Source organism: Algoriphagus sp. Y33 (assembly GCF_014838715.1).
Classification (GTDB): Bacteria; Bacteroidota; Bacteroidia; order Cytophagales; family Cyclobacteriaceae; genus Algoriphagus.
Genome location: NZ_CP061947.1, coordinates 6,207,608 through 6,223,010, shown reverse-complemented (window position 1 = coordinate 6,223,010; position 15,403 = coordinate 6,207,608). Strand labels below are relative to the sequence as shown.

The 15,403-nt window shown below is 41.3% G+C and carries 17 protein-coding genes; 9 read left to right on the top strand and 8 right to left on the bottom strand.

Annotated features, from left to right (window positions below; genetic code table 11):
• Positions 1 to 118: 118 nt before the first annotated feature.
• The gene (gene mce, locus ID165_RS25770; protein WP_192348246.1) at positions 119 to 517 is read right to left on the bottom strand and encodes a methylmalonyl-CoA epimerase; all 399 of its coding nucleotides are present in this window, start codon (positions 515 to 517) and stop codon (positions 119 to 121) included.
• Between the two features lie 90 nt (positions 518 to 607).
• Between mce and ID165_RS25765 the strand changes: the two genes are divergently transcribed.
• The 4 genes from ID165_RS25765 (at position 608) to ID165_RS25750 (ending at position 4,601) form a co-directional block, all read left to right on the top strand.
• On the top strand, positions 608 to 934 hold the full coding sequence (locus ID165_RS25765) for an iron-sulfur cluster assembly accessory protein (RefSeq protein ID WP_192348245.1): 327 nt from the start codon (positions 608 to 610) through the stop codon (positions 932 to 934).
• 107 nt (positions 935 to 1,041) lie between these two features.
• Positions 1,042 to 2,136, top strand: coding sequence for a glycine cleavage system aminomethyltransferase GcvT (gcvT, locus tag ID165_RS25760; RefSeq protein ID WP_192348244.1), 1,095 nt, complete (start codon positions 1,042 to 1,044; stop codon positions 2,134 to 2,136).
• 89 nt (positions 2,137 to 2,225) lie between these two features.
• The gene (locus ID165_RS25755) at positions 2,226 to 2,939 is read left to right on the top strand and encodes a 2-phosphosulfolactate phosphatase (protein ID WP_192348243.1); all 714 of its coding nucleotides are present in this window, start codon (positions 2,226 to 2,228) and stop codon (positions 2,937 to 2,939) included.
• Between the two features lie 183 nt (positions 2,940 to 3,122).
• Positions 3,123 to 4,601 carry an alpha-amylase gene (locus tag ID165_RS25750; RefSeq protein ID WP_192348242.1) on the top strand — a complete coding sequence of 493 codons (1,479 nt, stop codon included), beginning with the start codon at positions 3,123 to 3,125 and terminating at the stop codon, positions 4,599 to 4,601.
• 307 nt (positions 4,602 to 4,908) lie between these two features.
• On the opposite strand, the gene ID165_RS25745 is transcribed toward ID165_RS25750, so the two are convergent.
• Positions 4,909 to 5,247, bottom strand: a complete 339-nt coding sequence (locus tag ID165_RS25745; RefSeq protein WP_192348241.1) for a nucleotide pyrophosphohydrolase — start codon at positions 5,245 to 5,247, stop codon at positions 4,909 to 4,911.
• A gap of 397 nt (positions 5,248 to 5,644) precedes the next feature.
• Between ID165_RS25745 and ID165_RS25740 the strand changes: the two genes are divergently transcribed.
• The 3 genes from ID165_RS25740 (at position 5,645) to ID165_RS25730 (ending at position 8,836) form a co-directional block, all read left to right on the top strand.
• Positions 5,645 to 6,745, top strand: coding sequence for a VanZ family protein (locus ID165_RS25740; protein WP_192348240.1), 1,101 nt, complete (start codon positions 5,645 to 5,647; stop codon positions 6,743 to 6,745).
• 136 nt (positions 6,746 to 6,881) lie between these two features.
• Positions 6,882 to 8,441, top strand: a complete 1,560-nt coding sequence (locus tag ID165_RS25735; protein ID WP_192348239.1) for a M81 family metallopeptidase — start codon at positions 6,882 to 6,884, stop codon at positions 8,439 to 8,441.
• Positions 8,442 to 8,485: 44 nt separating this feature from the next.
• The gene (locus ID165_RS25730) at positions 8,486 to 8,836 is read left to right on the top strand and encodes an iron chaperone (RefSeq protein ID WP_225586898.1); all 351 of its coding nucleotides are present in this window, start codon (positions 8,486 to 8,488) and stop codon (positions 8,834 to 8,836) included.
• A 25-nt stretch (positions 8,837 to 8,861) separates the two neighbouring features.
• On the opposite strand, the gene ID165_RS25725 is transcribed toward ID165_RS25730, so the two are convergent.
• The 3 genes from ID165_RS25725 to ID165_RS25715 form a co-directional block, all read right to left on the bottom strand.
• A complete protein-coding gene (locus ID165_RS25725) occupies positions 8,862 to 10,130 on the bottom strand; it encodes an aminotransferase class V-fold PLP-dependent enzyme (RefSeq protein ID WP_192348238.1) in 1,269 nt (422 codons plus the stop codon).
• A gap of 184 nt (positions 10,131 to 10,314) precedes the next feature.
• Positions 10,315 to 10,698: a PIN domain-containing protein gene (locus ID165_RS25720; RefSeq protein ID WP_192348237.1), complete on the bottom strand. Its 384-nt coding sequence runs from the start codon at positions 10,696 to 10,698 to the stop codon at positions 10,315 to 10,317.
• Positions 10,695 to 10,901 carry a type II toxin-antitoxin system VapB family antitoxin gene (locus ID165_RS25715; protein ID WP_192348236.1) on the bottom strand — a complete coding sequence of 69 codons (207 nt, stop codon included), beginning with the start codon at positions 10,899 to 10,901 and terminating at the stop codon, positions 10,695 to 10,697. The genes ID165_RS25720 and ID165_RS25715 overlap by 4 nt, the downstream gene beginning before the upstream one ends.
• Positions 10,902 to 11,033: 132 nt before the next feature.
• Here ID165_RS25715 and ID165_RS25710 point away from each other — a divergent pair, with 132 nt between their 5' ends.
• Entirely contained in the window at positions 11,034 to 11,414 is a 381-nt protein-coding gene (locus tag ID165_RS25710) for a hypothetical protein (RefSeq protein WP_192348235.1), read from the top strand.
• Between the two features lie 465 nt (positions 11,415 to 11,879).
• Positions 11,880 to 12,332, top strand: coding sequence for an IS200/IS605 family transposase (gene tnpA / locus ID165_RS25705; protein WP_192348234.1), 453 nt, complete (start codon positions 11,880 to 11,882; stop codon positions 12,330 to 12,332).
• Positions 12,333 to 12,703: 371 nt separating this feature from the next.
• Here the strand turns inward: tnpA and ID165_RS25700 are convergent, their stop codons facing one another.
• The 3 genes from ID165_RS25700 to ID165_RS25690 are packed head-to-tail and all read right to left on the bottom strand — an operon-like array spanning position 12,704 to position 15,401.
• Positions 12,704 to 14,176 (bottom strand): ATP-binding cassette domain-containing protein, encoded by a 1,473-nt coding sequence (locus ID165_RS25700; RefSeq protein WP_192348233.1) that lies wholly within the window; start codon positions 14,174 to 14,176, stop codon positions 12,704 to 12,706.
• 53 nt (positions 14,177 to 14,229) lie between these two features.
• Positions 14,230 to 14,682 carry a D-aminoacyl-tRNA deacylase gene (dtd, locus tag ID165_RS25695; RefSeq protein WP_192348232.1) on the bottom strand — a complete coding sequence of 151 codons (453 nt, stop codon included), beginning with the start codon at positions 14,680 to 14,682 and terminating at the stop codon, positions 14,230 to 14,232.
• The gene (locus ID165_RS25690; protein WP_192348231.1) at positions 14,679 to 15,401 is read right to left on the bottom strand and encodes an oxidoreductase; all 723 of its coding nucleotides are present in this window, start codon (positions 15,399 to 15,401) and stop codon (positions 14,679 to 14,681) included. Before ID165_RS25690 ends, dtd begins: the two co-directional genes overlap by 4 nt.
• Positions 15,402 to 15,403: the final 2 nt, after the last annotated feature.

Genomic DNA, 15,403 nt, shown 5'->3' with positions numbered 1-15,403 from the left:
AGTGTTCTTCTGCAAACCTCTCCACCTTTCAACCTTACCACTCCAGCCTATCTTCTCTATCCAATTTTCCAATCAGTAATATCGAATAATGAAGGACCAATAATGAATGTTGAGGTTTCTAAATCTCCTGACACAACTCAACCAAAACACCATTTGTGCTCCGAGGATGCAAAAATACCACTAATTTATTGTCTGCCCCAAGTTTGGGAGTTTCATTCAGGATTTCGAAGCCTTCTTCCTTCAGCCGGCTCACTTCAGAGTCTATATCATCCACATCAAATGCAATGTGATGAACCCCTTCGGATTTTCTATCCAAATATTTGGCAATCGGACTACTTTCATCAGTTGCTTGAAGTAGCTCAACTTTAGTTTCTCCTATTTGGAAAAAGGAAGTAGCTACTTTCTCTCCATCGACTTCTTCAGTTTTGAAGTGTCCCTTTCCCAGAAGTTTGGCAAAAAGCGCATTGGATTTCTCCAGATCTTTCACAGCTATCCCTATATGCTCGATTTTCCTCATGTTTAAATTTGCTATATTTGCAATGAATCTTTTCGGGAGTAACACTGTTTTTCCCATACTTCAACATAAGACAAAGTAATAAATAAAGATATGATAATCGTTTCTGACAAAGCCAAAGAGCGTATCCTACAGCTCAAAAAAGAGGAAGGACGCGCAGAAAATGAAAATATCCGTGTTTCGGTGAAAGGTGGCGGCTGCTCAGGTCTGATGTATGACTTGGGATTTGATGGCGCTCAAGTGGAAACAGACCACGTTTTTGAAGATAAAGGAGTAAAAATCTTAGTAGACAGAAAAAGCTTACTTTATCTGGCAGGTACTACGCTTGAATTCACAGATGGACTGAATGGCAAAGGCTTCCAGTTTGTGAATCCAAATGCAAGCAGAACCTGCGGGTGTGGAGAAAGTTTTTCCGTTTAGTCTGCAATTCTTAATAATCATTTCAAGGCAACCTGATCAGGTTGCCTTTTTTAGTGCATTTTTCACCTCAATCCTTACCTTTGCCCACTAGAAAATCAACCCAGATTATGGAAGAGCAAATCAAAAAAATCCAACTCAATGACTTGCACGTTGCCCTTGGTGGCAAAATGGTGCCTTTTGCAGGCTATAACATGCCGGTACGATACAGTTCTGATAATGAAGAGCACCTTTGTGTAAGAAATGGCGTTGGCGTTTTTGATGTCTCTCATATGGGCGAATTTATGGTAGAAGGCCCTGAAGCGCTTAACCTGATCCAAAAAGTCACCTCAAACGATGCCTCCAAAATCGTAAACGGACAAGCACAGTACTCTTGCTTCCCCAATGAAACAGGCGGAATCGTGGATGACCTAATCGTTTACAAATTTGAAGAGGAGAAATACATGCTTGTGGTCAACGCTTCAAACATTGAGAAAGATTGGAATTGGGTAAATACCCACAATACCATGGGAGCTAAGCTCACGAACATCTCAGACGAGATTTCGCTTTTTGCTATTCAGGGTCCAAAAGCTATAGAAGCAGTACAAGCTTTGACACCGGTTAATCTAGCTGAGGTAAAATTCTATCATTTCACCGTTGGAGAATTTGCAGGAGTTCGGGATGTGATTATTTCCGGAACGGGCTATACAGGAGCCGGTGGATTTGAGATCTATGTGAAAAACGAAGATGCCGAGAAGGTCTGGAAAGCAATTTTCGAAGCTGGAAAAGACTTTGACATCAAGCCAATCGGCCTAGGTGCAAGAGATACACTTCGAATGGAAATGGGTTATTGTCTATACGGAAATGACATCACTGACACGACATCTCCATTGGAAGCAGGTTTGGGCTGGATTACCAAATTCACCAAAGATTTCACCAATGTTGAAGTGCTCAAAGCTCAGAAAGAAGCCGGAGTTTCGAAGAAATTGGTAGGATTTGTCATGCAGGAAAGAGGTATTCCAAGATGTCATTATCCTATTGTAGATGCCACGGGAGAAGTAATCGGAGAAGTAACATCAGGCACACAATCTCCAAGCATGGGTGTGGGAATCGGCTTAGGCTATTTGAAAACCGAATTCAGTAAAGCCGGGACAGAGATTTTCATTCAGGTAAGAAATAAAAACCTTAAAGCTCAGGTGGAAAAACTTCCTCTATTGAAAAAATAAATGAAGTCGAGCCTGCCCCCAAAATGCGTTCGCAGGAAATATTCTGCATGCGAGATTCCACGCGACTTTTAAAATCAAATTATTAACAAATGAAACAAGTAGAAATCTGTTTCAGTCCAGAACTCATCCACCTTCATGACTTGCGAGGAAAAATTGTGGTGGTAGTCGATATTTTCCGTGCCACTTCCACCATGGTGGCAGCGCTGGCAAACGGCATCTCTGAAATAAAAACCTGTGCAGACCTAGAAGAATGTCGGGCAATGGCGGCACTTGACTATCTGATTGCCGGAGAAAGAAATGGCATTACGGCGGATGGCTTCCAACTAGGAAACTCTCCCCTAGCCTACTTGGCAGGTAAGTACCATGGCAAAAAACTCGCTATGACTACCACAAATGGAACTTTGGCTATTTCAAAATCAAGAGGGGCGGATGAAATTCTGATTGGAGCTTTTCCAAATCTCCAAGCTACGGTGAGTTATATTCAATCAAGGAATATAGATGTGCTTATTCATTGTGCCGGATGGAAAGGAAAATTCAATCTAGAAGACTCTCTTTATGCGGGAGCCTTGGCAAAAGCACTTGAGTCTACTCACGAAGCAGAGGATGATGCTGCAATAGCGATGAAATCTCTGTATGAAAAAGAAGGTTATGACTTGAAGGGTTTCCTTTCCCAAGCTTCACATGCCAAACGACTCCAAAATCACAATATTGACTCGGACATTGATTTTTGCCTGACATTGGATCTTTTTTCCCTAGTGGGAAAAGTAGAAAATGAAACATTAATTGCATTGGACAACTTGTAAAACCACCCACTTGCTTAACCTTAAACCTTACAAAACCCGATGTAATTTCTATCGGGTTTTGTTTTTTCCGGACTATTTTTCCCCAATGTGATTCTCAAAATCCCGCTTTAAAATAGTTTAAACCATAGTTATAATTTGGCGTTTACCGTTTAAACCAAACCACTAACAAACGAACCTCTAGCGATGAAAAACGGAACTATGATGCAATTTTTCCATTGGTATTCCCCTGAAGACACCCTTTGGAAAGAAGTAAAAGAGAAGGCAGAATACTTGGGTCACCTCGGGATAACCAGCGTTTGGTTGCCTCCAGCCTCTAAAGGAGAACTCGGAGGAATGAGCGTGGGATACGACTCATATGACTTATTTGACTTAGGGGAATTTGATCAAAAAGGAAGTGTCCGTACAAAGTATGGCACTAAAGAGGAATTCATCGAGGCTACCCAAGCACTTCATGATAGAGGAGTTCAGGTAATAGTTGATTTTGTTTTCAACCATAAAGCAGGCGGCGACGAATCCGAGCTGATGCAAGTCGTAAAAGTCAGTGAAGAAAACCGGCTCGAAAATATCTCAGCCCCTTATGAAATCGAAGCCTTCACTCGATTCACATTCCCTGGAAGAAACGGTCAATACTCTGAATTCATCTGGGACAAACATTGCTTTAGCGGAGTAGATTATGATCATCGCAATCAAGAGCATGGCATATTCAATCTTATGAGCGAATATGGAGACGACTGGGAGAAAATGATTTCCAATGAAAAAGGCAACTACGATTTTTTGATGTTTTGTGACATTGAATTCAGAAATCCAGCAGTACGTGATGAGCTGATAAAATATGCGACTTGGCTACAGGAACTTACTTATTACGATGGGGTAAGACTGGATGCTGTGAAACACATTCCACCGGCATATTTCAAAGAATTTCTATACTTGCTTAGGGAACGGACTGGCAAAGACATTTTTGCTGTAGGAGAGTATTGGGCACCTGGCCATGTCGAATTACTTACAAAATATATAGACTCAACTGATGGTGCAATGAGTCTATTTGACTCGGCTTTGCAGCACAATTTTCATCTAGCCTCCACTTCAGGAAGTAGTTTTGACTTGCGCGAAATCTTTAACAAAACACTAGCTACACAAAATCCTGAACTGGCTGTAACCTTAGTGGATAATCACGACACGCAACCGCTTCAGGCGTTGGAAGCCCCCGTAGAGGCATGGTTCAAACCATTGGCATATGCGCTGATTCTGCTTCGGGAAAACGGCTACCCATGTGTCTTTTATCCCGACCTATTTGGAGCTAGCTATTGGGACAAGGGTGAAGATGGTCAGGATTATGAGATTTTCATAAACCGTGTGGACGAACTTGAGGCATTGTTATATGTTCGAAAAGATTTTGCCTTTGGTACCCAGCGCGATTACTTCGATCAGCCAAATGCGGTGGGTTGGACAAGAGAGGGAGACGAAGAACACTCTGGGTGTGCAGTAGTGATGTCAAACGGAGATGGGGCCACCATTTCCATGGAAATAGGAAGTAGGTATGCCGGAAGAAGTTTCCGGGACACATTGGGTAAAATCCAGGACAAGATATGGATTAATGAATCAGGATGGGCTGATTTTCACTGTGCACCCGGTTCAGTATCGGTGTGGACTGAGGTAGTTTAACCCGAAATATGCATTAGCAATTCTACGCCACGGCCAAGTTACTACAGCCATTAATTACTTCAAAATCAGCCATTAAATTGCAGTTTTCAAGTTCACCATATCCGCCGAGGCGGACTCAGTTTCCAAACAACCTGATTTCTTACAATTATTGCCTTCATAGCGAAATCTAATACATAATCCGGGTTTAAAATATTCAATGAAGCCAGAACTTGATTTTCAGTTCTGGCTTTTTCTAAAAACCCCAAAGATCGCAAGCTATGCCAAGCTTCTAATGTGGGGAGAACCTATTGTCATAGACAGGTTTTTCTTATTTCAATTTGTCGTTATTCATGTGTCTATCTACATCCCGGATATTCTTCTTCTCAAAATTCTTTTTCATAGCTTCGGTAAGATTAACTCCGGTCTGATTTGCCAAACAAATAAGCACCCAAAGCACATCAGCCATTTCATCACCAAGATCCCTATCCTTATCTGAATCCTTGAAAGATTGCTCGCCATACGTCCTTGACATGATTCTAGCCAATTCGCCCACTTCCTCCATTAAGATGGTCATATTGGTCAATTCATTGAAATAGCGCACTCCGACTGTCTGGATCCACTCATCTACTTGCTTCTGGACTTCGGCAAGGGTAATATCCTCTTCCATGTATTTATATTTGGTTTTTAGCGGTCACATAGAATCCTAGACGATTAAAATAATCATTGACTTGTCTGTTTTAATGATGATTTTAATCGTGTCGATTTCATGTGTTTATATTTGATTTTTAATGGTCATAACCTATCCTGTGACGAATGAAAGGGAATAATCTGTCCCAAACTCGATTCGGGAGAATCTCGCACGAAGAATAAGCATACCTGTGTGCCACTCTCGTGCATGCTCAATTTCACAATCTTTTATTGCAGTTAATCAAAATTAACATTCTACGGAATTACATTTAGATAAAACCTGAAGTAAAAGGATCGGTTATTGCAGAATTTATCTTTAGACTTTTAGCAAAAAACTTGAAACTCTTTAAGCCTTTATCTGAGCTAAAACATAGTGCATGAACAATTATTTCGAAGCTATCCGAACTTCAATTATTTATTTTCCACTGGTTGCGTTGTTAAGTATTGTCCCATTTGCCTATTTTCAGTACAGGAAAATGGGGTATGTACAGTTTAATAGAAGTTTGGTTTTCTACATTTTTGCTTTTTACGGGATGACAGCTTTTTTCCTGACAGTTCTTCCACTTCCTGAGATTACCGATGGTTTTTGTGATCGAAGAATTGGTAAAGTCGTTCCGAGCTTTTTCCCATTTCGATTTGTAAAAGACACTTTCCGGGAGGTTCAAGGCAATATCTCTCTTTTCAGCATTGTGAAAAGCCACACCCTTATGGTGACAGTTTTTAATGTATTACTTCTTATGCCGCTTGGTTTTTTTCTCAAATATTTGTTCCAAATTAAAAGCGCCGTAATAGCAACTTTGATTGGACTCCTAACTTCACTCTTTTTTGAAATCACACAGCTCACAGCACTTTATGGATTGTATCCATGCCGCTACAGACATTTTGAAGTGGATGATCTGATTACCAACACGTTTGGATGTTTTATTGGTTTCGTAATTGCACGATATTCTAACCTCCTGCCCAATGTCTCCAGCAAACCTCTATTAAACCGTACTGAAGTCACTCTTACGCAGCGATTTTTGGCAATCTTTCTTGATTCCTTAGTCGTAATCCTGTTTACATCCTATATCATTGAAGGTCTTTCACAAAATATATGGCTACTGTCTCTAATGAAAGTTGCGCTGATTTTCTTCTATTTTATTTTCGTCAGCAAGGCCACAAACGGGCAGACTTTTGGAAAAAAATTACTTGGAATTCAAATCATCAGAATGGATGGGCTTAAGTTGACCTATAAAGATCTGATAGCGAGATATGGCATATTCTTGATTCTTCCCTTCCTGGTAGGAGAGGTTTCTAAATTCCTAATAGACACTCGATTCGACGACAAGCTCTATTTATTCTTATATCTATTTTTCTTGGCTATCTGGTTTTTTGGTACGGTCATGGTCACTTTCATCAGAAAAGATCACAGAGGTTGGCTGGATAGATTTGCTCATACTACGCAGGTGCTTGCAAATCAGAAGAGTAATGACAAGTAGTGCTTATAAAAAATATTGAGTTACAATCGAGTAATTCTTGGAATTTTTTGGTTAAGTTTCGATATACACCCTTAAATCGAACCTTGAGCTAGTGATGACACCCATTCACTCCAATTTAAAAATCACCCCTTCAGCCATGAGAAATTTTCTTTCATACCTTTTCGTATTCTTAATTATTATATCCTGCTCTTCCAAAGAAAATTCTAAACCGCTTCCGCGAGTAGCCATAGCAGGCTTGGCTATAGAGTCAAGTACTTTTTCCCCTGCGACCAGTGATGTAGCTGCCTTTCGTACCAGAGAAGGAGCCGATATTTTCAATTATTACCCATTCTTGGATTCAGCTTCTATCGATAGAGGAAGAGCAGAATGGTTTCCTACGCTAAGAGGACATGCCATCCCCGGTGGGATCGTAACCAGAGAAGCTTACGAAGAACTTGTAGGCAAAACGCTGAATATGCTAAAAGAAAACCTGCCCTATGATGGGCTATTCTTTGATATCCACGGTGCCATGAGCGTAGTAGGCCTGGATGATCCAGAGGGTGATTTCATTATTCGCGTTCGGGAGATTGTAGGGCCGGAGACGTTGATCTCTACTTCCATGGATTTGCATGGAAATGTATCCTGGAGACTGGCTGAAAACACAGACCTCATCACTTGCTATAGAATGGCTCCGCATGAAGATGCGCTAGAGTCGAAACAACGTGCAGTGGAAAACTTGCTGGATCGGTTGGAGAGCGGGAAGGGAAAGCCTGCATATAAGGCTTGGATTCCTGTTCCAATTTTGCTTCCAGGCGAAAAGACAAGTACCAGAATTGATCCGGGAAAAAGCCTTTACGCCAAAGTGGATCCCATGACCAAAAAAGACGGAGTAATCGATGCGGCAATTTGGATCGGCTATGCGTGGGCAGACGAACCCAGAAATCATGCTGTGGTAATGGTGACGGGAGATGATGAACAGGCTGTGACGGAGTCTGCTGAGGAACTTGCACAAAGCTTCTGGGATGTTAGGAATGAATTTGAGTTTGTAGCTCCCGTCGCTTCTTTGGAAGAAAGCCTGAATATGGCCCTTGCAAGTGACAAAACCCCATTTATGATCAGCGACATGGGAGATAATCCCACGGCGGGTGGTGCAGGCGATGTGACTTGGACGCTGACAGAAATCCTGAAAAGATCTGAGTTTAAATCCGAAGACGGGCCAACGTTGATCTATGCATCTATCCCAGGTCCTGAGTTTGTGGAGAAAGCCATAGCAGCAGGTGTGGGCGGAAAAGTGGAAGGCACAGCAGGTGCGGCAATTGATGACAGATTTGCTCCGCCGGTCATGCTGAAAGGAACTGTGGAAGCAATCAAAGAAGGTGACGGAGCTGCAGAAGTTGAAGTTGTAGTGAAAGTCGGTTCAGTACATGTGATCGTGACAAAAAAACGCAAGCCTTACCATAACGAAAGTGATTTCACAAACCTTGGACTCACACCAAGAGAAGCGGATATCGTGGTGGTTAAAATCGGTTATTTAGTTCCTGAGCTTTATGATATGCGGGCAGATTGGGTCATGGCATTGACTCCGGGTGGAGTAGATCAGGATCTGGAACGTTTGGGTTACAAGCGAATCAATCGACCAATGTTTCCGTTAGACAAAGACATGGAAGATCCGGACTTGAGCACTAAATTGGTACCTGCAGCGGATGAACTAGATTGATGAAAGTCTTGGATCTTGTATCTAATCTCTAAATTCTTCACAAAATGATGAACGCAAAACCTTCCTCGGTAGAAGAATATCTCAGCTGGCATTCTCCTGAAGTTCGGACAAAGCTTGAACAAATGCGGTCGACTATCCTGAAAGCTATCCCTAAAGCAAAAGAAGTGATTAGCTACAGTATGCCTGCATATAAAACCACCGAGGTGTTGGTTTATTTCGCAGCTGCAAAAAAACATATCGGCTTTTATCCTACCAATAGCGGCGTAAGTGAATTCAGGAAAGAGCTTGAACCATATGTTACTTCAAAAGGTGCAATACAATTCCCCTTGGACAAGCCTTTACCCCTAGATTTGATCGCAGCCATCAGTCAATTTAGATTTCTTGAAGTTGAATAAAAGTGAAATTTAAAAAGCGAAAATCTTAACTCAACACCTTTTTTGTCACTTCTAGAAAGAAGTCTATTTCTCCTTTACTGTTGTAGATATGTGTTGAGATTCGGATCGCATCCAGTCTGCTCTCCGGAACTTGGCGGATCCGAAAACCTTGCTGACTGATCATGCCGGCAGCTAGCTGATAATCCATATTCCTCGGCTTAAAAGTAATCATACTTATGCGGGATTCCGGCTCAGAAGAACTTAGAACATCCAGTTGCGAATTCATTTCAGCCAGTCCCTCAAACAGATGTTGGTTCAGTTCCCGTACTCTGTTTTCTATCTTCCCTTTGCCTATCGCTTCATGGAAATCCGCGGCTGCTACAGCTCCCCTCATCATAGGCAAACTTTGGCTTCCATAATCAAAGCGGTGTGCAGTGGGTACATAGCCTTTAAACTCAGGCGGGTTTTGGTACATATCCCATCCCAAATCCGAATACGCCCCAACATGATAAGCTTGGACCTGTTCTAAAATCTCCTCCCTCACATATAGAAATCCTGTTCCATTGGGCCCTAAAACCCATTTATGATAGCTGCTTGCATATAAGTCACAACCCAGTTCTTTCAGATTAAGATCAAATACTCCCGCTCCATGTGCTCCATCGATCGCAGTAAATATCCCTTTTCTTCTAGCAAAAGCTGAAATCTCTTTGATCGGTAAAACCAACCCTGTGGTGCAAGTGATATGTGGTATTGCGATCACTTTTGTTTTGGGAGTCACAAGACTTTTGATAAAGTCCAGATTCTCTGCTTGTGTAGCTTTGGGTTCAAAAGGCTTCAGAACAATTCCATGCATTTTTGCTCGATTTAGCCAAGGCAATGCATTCCCCACATGCTCATGCAAAGTGATAATCACTTCATCTCCCGTTTGCAGCGGAAGTCCCCAAGCCATAATATTGATACCCTCAGTAGTATTATGGGTAAGTGAAATCTCAGATGTTTTGATTCCCACAAATGCAGCCAACTTCTCCCGCTCAGACTCAATATGACCATATTCCCCGCTTGTATTTGTCTCGACAAAGGAATTTTGCAAAGCTTCCAAAACCACAGTTGGAGAAGGTCCAAAGGTTCCGTTGTTCAAGTAAACCCTATTGCTTTGTAAGGGGAATTTTTTCCGTAAATCTCCCCAAAATTCCTCCCCATGCAGAAAGTGGTTTATTGATTTCGAAGTAATTTGAGTTGGAGAATTAAAGGAAACTAGGCTTGGAATGGCTATTCCCGCACTGAGTTTTTGGAGAAATAATCTTCTGCTTGTCATAAGGCTGAGGGCTTTTTTATGAATTAGGAAATGATTTCCAAAAAATCAAACGAAAAACTACCAGCTAGTCAAAAAACCGGTTTATCGGAGAATCTCGAGGGGACTCTAAAAATGAAATCCCTTTTCTGTGCCAAACAGATCTTCCAAAAAATAGTTTGTAGTATCTCCTTTACACTGAAGTCAACTACGGTTTATAAATTCTGTTATAACCCGGAAAAGCTAAGATCTTGCGATCAAGAGTCCAAATCTCCAACCCAAATCTCTCAGCTGAATGAATGATCACCGCATCGATCAAACCAATTCCACGATTGATTAATCCAGCTTTTCTAGAAAAATCTCCAGATTCAAAAATCAATCCCGGCTGATCCAAAATCCGAAGTTGGCGATAGAAATCTTTGATCAAATTTAATTCTCTGGTATTCTTTACCCCTTGAAGCAACTCAGCAAAGATCAATTCCAAAGAATATATTTCGCCTTTCTCCATCAAATCTATCATCGGAGCGAAGAAATCCGGATTACCTTTTAGAAACTCGATCCACACTGAGGTATCGACAAGAACCTGCTTCATTGCTGATTGGCATCTCTCAATTTGTCAGCTCCATACGTGAAAGCTATTGGCTCCGCTACTATTTGATCAGCCAATTCACGTAACTTTTTACGAGACAAGTAGTCGCGAAGTGCTATCCTCAATGCTTCAGTAATATTTTTAGCTCCTGAGATTTCCATCACATCTTGGATCAATTCATCTTCAATTAAAGCAGTGACTTTCATACCCTTATAGTTTATACACAAAAATACGAAAGACTATCGTATAAATAATCACTAAATAGTAATTGAACGCAACTTTGTTAGCTATTTTTAAAGCATTTGATTAATTTAATACTCTACAAATCATATCTTCCAATGAAAATCATCAAGGGAATTGCGGGATCAGTTGGTTTTTTTCTACCTCTGCTTATAGGTAGTTCTATCGAAACTCCAAGAGATATGGGACTAATTTTGATATATTTTTTTTCATTTGGATTTACCTCAAAGCTTCTATTGCAGATTTTTGAAGGACCATTTCTGAATATTTCTTCAAATACAAAAGCCATAGATCGTCATGAAAGATTTTTAGATTTCATTAGCTCATTTATATTATTTCTTGCTGTAGGTGCTTTAGTGGGTGAACTTGCCTTCTATCAAAAAATAGGTGCTATACCAATTATTTTAATTGTCTTTGGAATTTCCATTTATTTAGGCACCCATTATATCAATAAAAAGGGTTGGTTTTTTAATCAGTAATAATGGAGCTGACCACTCAAAACAGCTCTGCATAATGAGTCAGAAATCCGAACTCATCCATGCCTTGTGATGCTACTTTTTGATGACACCCTTTCAGGGCTAAGATGAAAACGAAACACTCTTGATCTGATCACATCGATGGGCTACACCCATCGCCGGGGTATTCAGCCCTTTCAGGGCCGAAAAATATAAGCTGTTCATTTTGCTACAAGTGTTACTATTCTCTGTCTTTTACAGTCCATTCTCACCACCGTGGTCTGCGTCCTTTCAGACAAACCCACAAGAATTGATTTGACTTCCTAAATCAACTACAATGCATTTAGCTGAACGCTAAATTAAATTCGAAAATCAGTATATTCACTATCCCGGAAAGGGCAAAACAGTAAAGCAACGGTCGCTAGGCCGTTGTAGAGATAGAGATAAGCAGTTTTCATTTTTTAAAGCACTGAAGGGGCGCAATAAACTATGGGACAATCGCTCGTGAAAAATTATGTGCACATTATTTTCAGCACGAAAAACAGACAGCCATTTATCAAACAGGAATATGAAGACGAACTCTTTAAATACCTCGGTGGCGTTTGCAAAGCCTATGACTGTACTCCTATTCAAGTAGGAGGATATTTAGATCACGTACATATCCTTTGTCTCCTTGCTAAGAACATGACAATTGCTAAGTTAGTGGAAGAGATAAAAACAGATTCTTCCAAATGGATGAAAAAGCGCGCAGATGAACTGAGCAATTTCTATTGGCAGGATGGGTACGGGGCATTTTCAGTTAATCCAAGTCAGGTCGATACTGTCATTTACTACATTCAAAACCAGCGTAAGCACCATGAAAAGAAATCATTCCAACATGAATACAGGGCTTTTTTGAAAAAATATCAGGTGGACTATGATGAGCGGTATGTGTGGGGGTAACTCCGTTTTTTTGTATTACGCCCTTTCAGGGCTGGGAACTAAATGATAAAAATCATAATATCGATGGGCGATGCCCATCGCTGGCTATTGAGCCCTTTCAGGGCCAACTAATGAAAAGTAAAATCTTCTTACTAGAACTTGGTATGTATCTGCCAAGGAAAATTAGATCTTCAACAAATCACCGAATTCGATAAACAACTGCAAATCAATTGTTTGAAACACCTTTTTTAGATCGGAAAACCTTATATTTATTAGCCCTGAAAGGGCAAAATAGCTTAGCAACGTTCGCCAGGCCGTTGCTAAAGGGGCGGAATAAACTCCATGGCGATTAATCTGTTTTCATGCAGAACATCATCAGACCAATCATACTATTACCCACCCAGCTCAATCACCTTCCCCACCGCCTCAGGCACATCCTCGGCATAGTGGCTGACATAGATCAGGGTGATTGTACTTCGCTCACAGATTTGCTGTACAGTATCCTTGAAAAGTCTGCGCTGAAACTCATCCATACCCTGTGATGCTTCGTCGAGAATCAGCAATTTGGGCTGCTTGATCAGCGCCCGGGCTAGCAAAGTCCAGCGTTGGTTTTCCAAAGAAAGTCGATTGATGGGGATATTCTCAAATGATTCCAGATGAAAAAGCTTTATCCAAGATTCGGCTAGGGCTACCTGCTCCTCATTTACCTTTTTAAACAAACCCATGGTATCAAAAAGGCCTGACAGAATCACTTTTCTGCAGGTTTGGTTGGCAGGGAAGAATCGGCTGAGTTCCGGTGCCACAAAACCCGTAGGCCGCTTCACGTCCCATATGCTTTCACCTGTTCCCCTTTTGCGCCCAAAGAGCCAAAAATTCTGGGAATAGGCTTGGGGATTTTCTCCGATCAGCAAACTGATCAAGGTGGATTTCCCAGATCCATTGGATCCTTTCAGTAGCCAGCGTTCACCGGATGTGACTTCCCAGTTTAGATTCTTTAGAATCTGTTTATCTCCATAGTTAATACTAAGGTTTTGCAGTCGAATTACTTCGTCGTTTTTATTAAGTCTTTTAGGCAAAAGCGAATCTAAAAGCTCCCAATCGTAAGACAACTTTTGCTCATGCTCAGCCGTCAAATGAAAGTTTTTTGCCGGCCAATCTCCTCCAATTCCTACACTGTTTAATTTGGCTACGTGGGTGATTCCTTCAGGAATTTCATTAGCAGAAGTAGTGAGCAACACATGCACACCCTCAGAAATTATCACGTTCAAAATCTTTCCGAACTCCGCTCTACTTTTCACATCCAATCCTGTCATCGGCTGATCCATTAGGTAGATTTTCGGCTGTCGCATCAGCCCCAGAGCAAGTGCCAGTCGTCGAGTTTCCCCATTGGAAAGCAAGAGCAAAGATTTATCCAGCAAGTGCTCCAAATGCAGCAATCCGGATACTTTCTCCAAAGTCCAGACTCCCTCAACTTTTGCTTTTACCTCCAATAAATATTCCTGCACGGTGGCAGTATCCTCAGATTCAGAGGAATTGAAACGCTGCTGGAAATAGAAGTTTTGCTGATTGGATTTATTGCGGATTTCATACCGTTGGGATACGTATGCGATCAGATCCCGAAAAGAATTGATCTCCCCTGCCTTGGTCTTCTCTTCGGTATAGTCCTTCGCAAAAGGACGGACAATTTCACCCGTTGGAATTACCGTATTCCCCCGAATAGCTTCTATAAAAGCTGTCATCTCAGCCCCGTTGTTGCCGATGATGGCCCATTGCTGCCCTTCTTTCCAATTAAAATCCAAGGATTGAAAAACTTGTTTTCCTTTGGCAAGAACCTGGGCGGAAGTGATTGTTATGAGGGAATTCAAAATGGATAAATACAAAGGTTATAAAACTGAAAGATTGAAAAATTCATTGATGATTACACCCTGTTCTTACTATCAATCAAGATGGTGACAGGCCCATCATTCACCAAGGAAACTTTCATATCTGCTCCAAATTCTCCTGTACCGATTGGCTTGCCCAGTTCAGATTGTAAAGCACTGATCATTTTATCATAAAGCGGAATCGCGATATCAGGTTTTGCGGCCTTAATGTATGAAGGGCGATTCCCCTTTTTGGTACTCGCATGGAGCGTAAACTGAGATATCAGGAGAATTTCCCCATCCACATCCCGCAGACTTTTGTTCATTACTTCCTTTTCATCCGGAAAAATCCGAAGACTGGCAATCTTATTCGACAACCAGACAATATCTTCCTCAGCATCACTTTCTTCTATTCCAAGTAAAATCATCAATCCCTTTCCGATTTCGGATTTGACTTTTCCTTCAATTTTCACGGAAGCTTCAGATACTCTTTGGATTACTACTATCATTTACCACTTAAGTCTTGCATATCTCCAGAGGAGATGATTTCTACAGAATCGGATTTTTTCGCCAGTGCCGTCTTCACTATGGCTTTGGCCACTTGATAATCATAGATTGGTCTGAGATTTTTAAAAAGCTTCAGCCAAACGAGAGGCTTCATCACGATGGATGCCACCTGCTCCCCTAGCCTGAATTCATTTCTATTTCCCAACAAAAGAGATGGTCTGAACAGCCCCAAATAATCGAATCCCATTGTCTTGAGATCATCCTCCGTTTTGCCTTTGGTCCGGCTATAGAATACAGAAGAGTTTGGGTCGGCACCGGATGCAGAAACATAAAGAAACTTGGATGCCCCTAATTCTTTAGCCCAGTTACCAAAGGTAATCACCAAATCATGGTCAATGGCAAAAAAATTCTCCTTAGAACCTGCCTTCTTTATTGTCGTTCCGAGGGAAGAAAAAGCATGCATTTCAGCTGATTTTTCCATTAGACTATTGACAAGAGAATTGTATTCACCTCCCAAACTCTGGGAAGTGACTTTTTCTTCCCAATTCCATTGGTTCAGCTTGCTCAGGTCTCCATCAATCTGTACTAACTTGTGGTGTTTTAGGGCCAGCTTTCTCCTCCCCACAGAAATCACCGTATCGTATGCTGTATTTTGCAGGAGTTGGTGAAGCAATTGCATGCCTACCAAACCTGAGGTCCCTGAGATTAACGCAATTTTCATAG

Bases quoted from the DNA above. Each gene is read 5' to 3' on its own strand.
- tnpA (WP_192348234.1), top strand. From the start codon at position 11,880: ATGGGACAATCGCTCGTGAAAAATTATGTGCACATTATTTTCAGCACG.
- ID165_RS25690 (WP_192348231.1), bottom strand. From the start codon at position 15,401: ATGAAAATTGCGTTAATCTCAGGGACCTCAGGTTTGGTAGGCATGCAA.
- ID165_RS25750 (WP_192348242.1), top strand. From the start codon at position 3,123: ATGAAAAACGGAACTATGATGCAATTTTTCCATTGGTATTCCCCTGAA.
- ID165_RS25715 (WP_192348236.1), bottom strand. From the start codon at position 10,901: ATGAAAGTCACTGCTTTAATTGAAGATGAATTGATCCAAGATGTGATG.
- ID165_RS25730 (WP_225586898.1), top strand. From the start codon at position 8,486: ATGATGAACGCAAAACCTTCCTCGGTAGAAGAATATCTCAGCTGGCAT.
- ID165_RS25740 (WP_192348240.1), top strand. From the start codon at position 5,645: ATGAACAATTATTTCGAAGCTATCCGAACTTCAATTATTTATTTTCCA.
- ID165_RS25745 (WP_192348241.1), bottom strand. From the start codon at position 5,247: ATGGAAGAGGATATTACCCTTGCCGAAGTCCAGAAGCAAGTAGATGAG.
- ID165_RS25735 (WP_192348239.1), top strand. From the start codon at position 6,882: ATGAGAAATTTTCTTTCATACCTTTTCGTATTCTTAATTATTATATCC.
- ID165_RS25765 (WP_192348245.1), top strand. From the start codon at position 608: ATGATAATCGTTTCTGACAAAGCCAAAGAGCGTATCCTACAGCTCAAA.
- ID165_RS25755 (WP_192348243.1), top strand. From the start codon at position 2,226: ATGAAACAAGTAGAAATCTGTTTCAGTCCAGAACTCATCCACCTTCAT.
- ID165_RS25720 (WP_192348237.1), bottom strand. From the start codon at position 10,698: ATGAAGCAGGTTCTTGTCGATACCTCAGTGTGGATCGAGTTTCTAAAA.
- gcvT (WP_192348244.1), top strand. From the start codon at position 1,042: ATGGAAGAGCAAATCAAAAAAATCCAACTCAATGACTTGCACGTTGCC.
- mce (WP_192348246.1), bottom strand. From the start codon at position 517: ATGAGGAAAATCGAGCATATAGGGATAGCTGTGAAAGATCTGGAGAAA.
- ID165_RS25710 (WP_192348235.1), top strand. From the start codon at position 11,034: ATGAAAATCATCAAGGGAATTGCGGGATCAGTTGGTTTTTTTCTACCT.
- dtd (WP_192348232.1), bottom strand. From the start codon at position 14,682: ATGATAGTAGTAATCCAAAGAGTATCTGAAGCTTCCGTGAAAATTGAA.
- ID165_RS25725 (WP_192348238.1), bottom strand. From the start codon at position 10,130: ATGACAAGCAGAAGATTATTTCTCCAAAAACTCAGTGCGGGAATAGCC.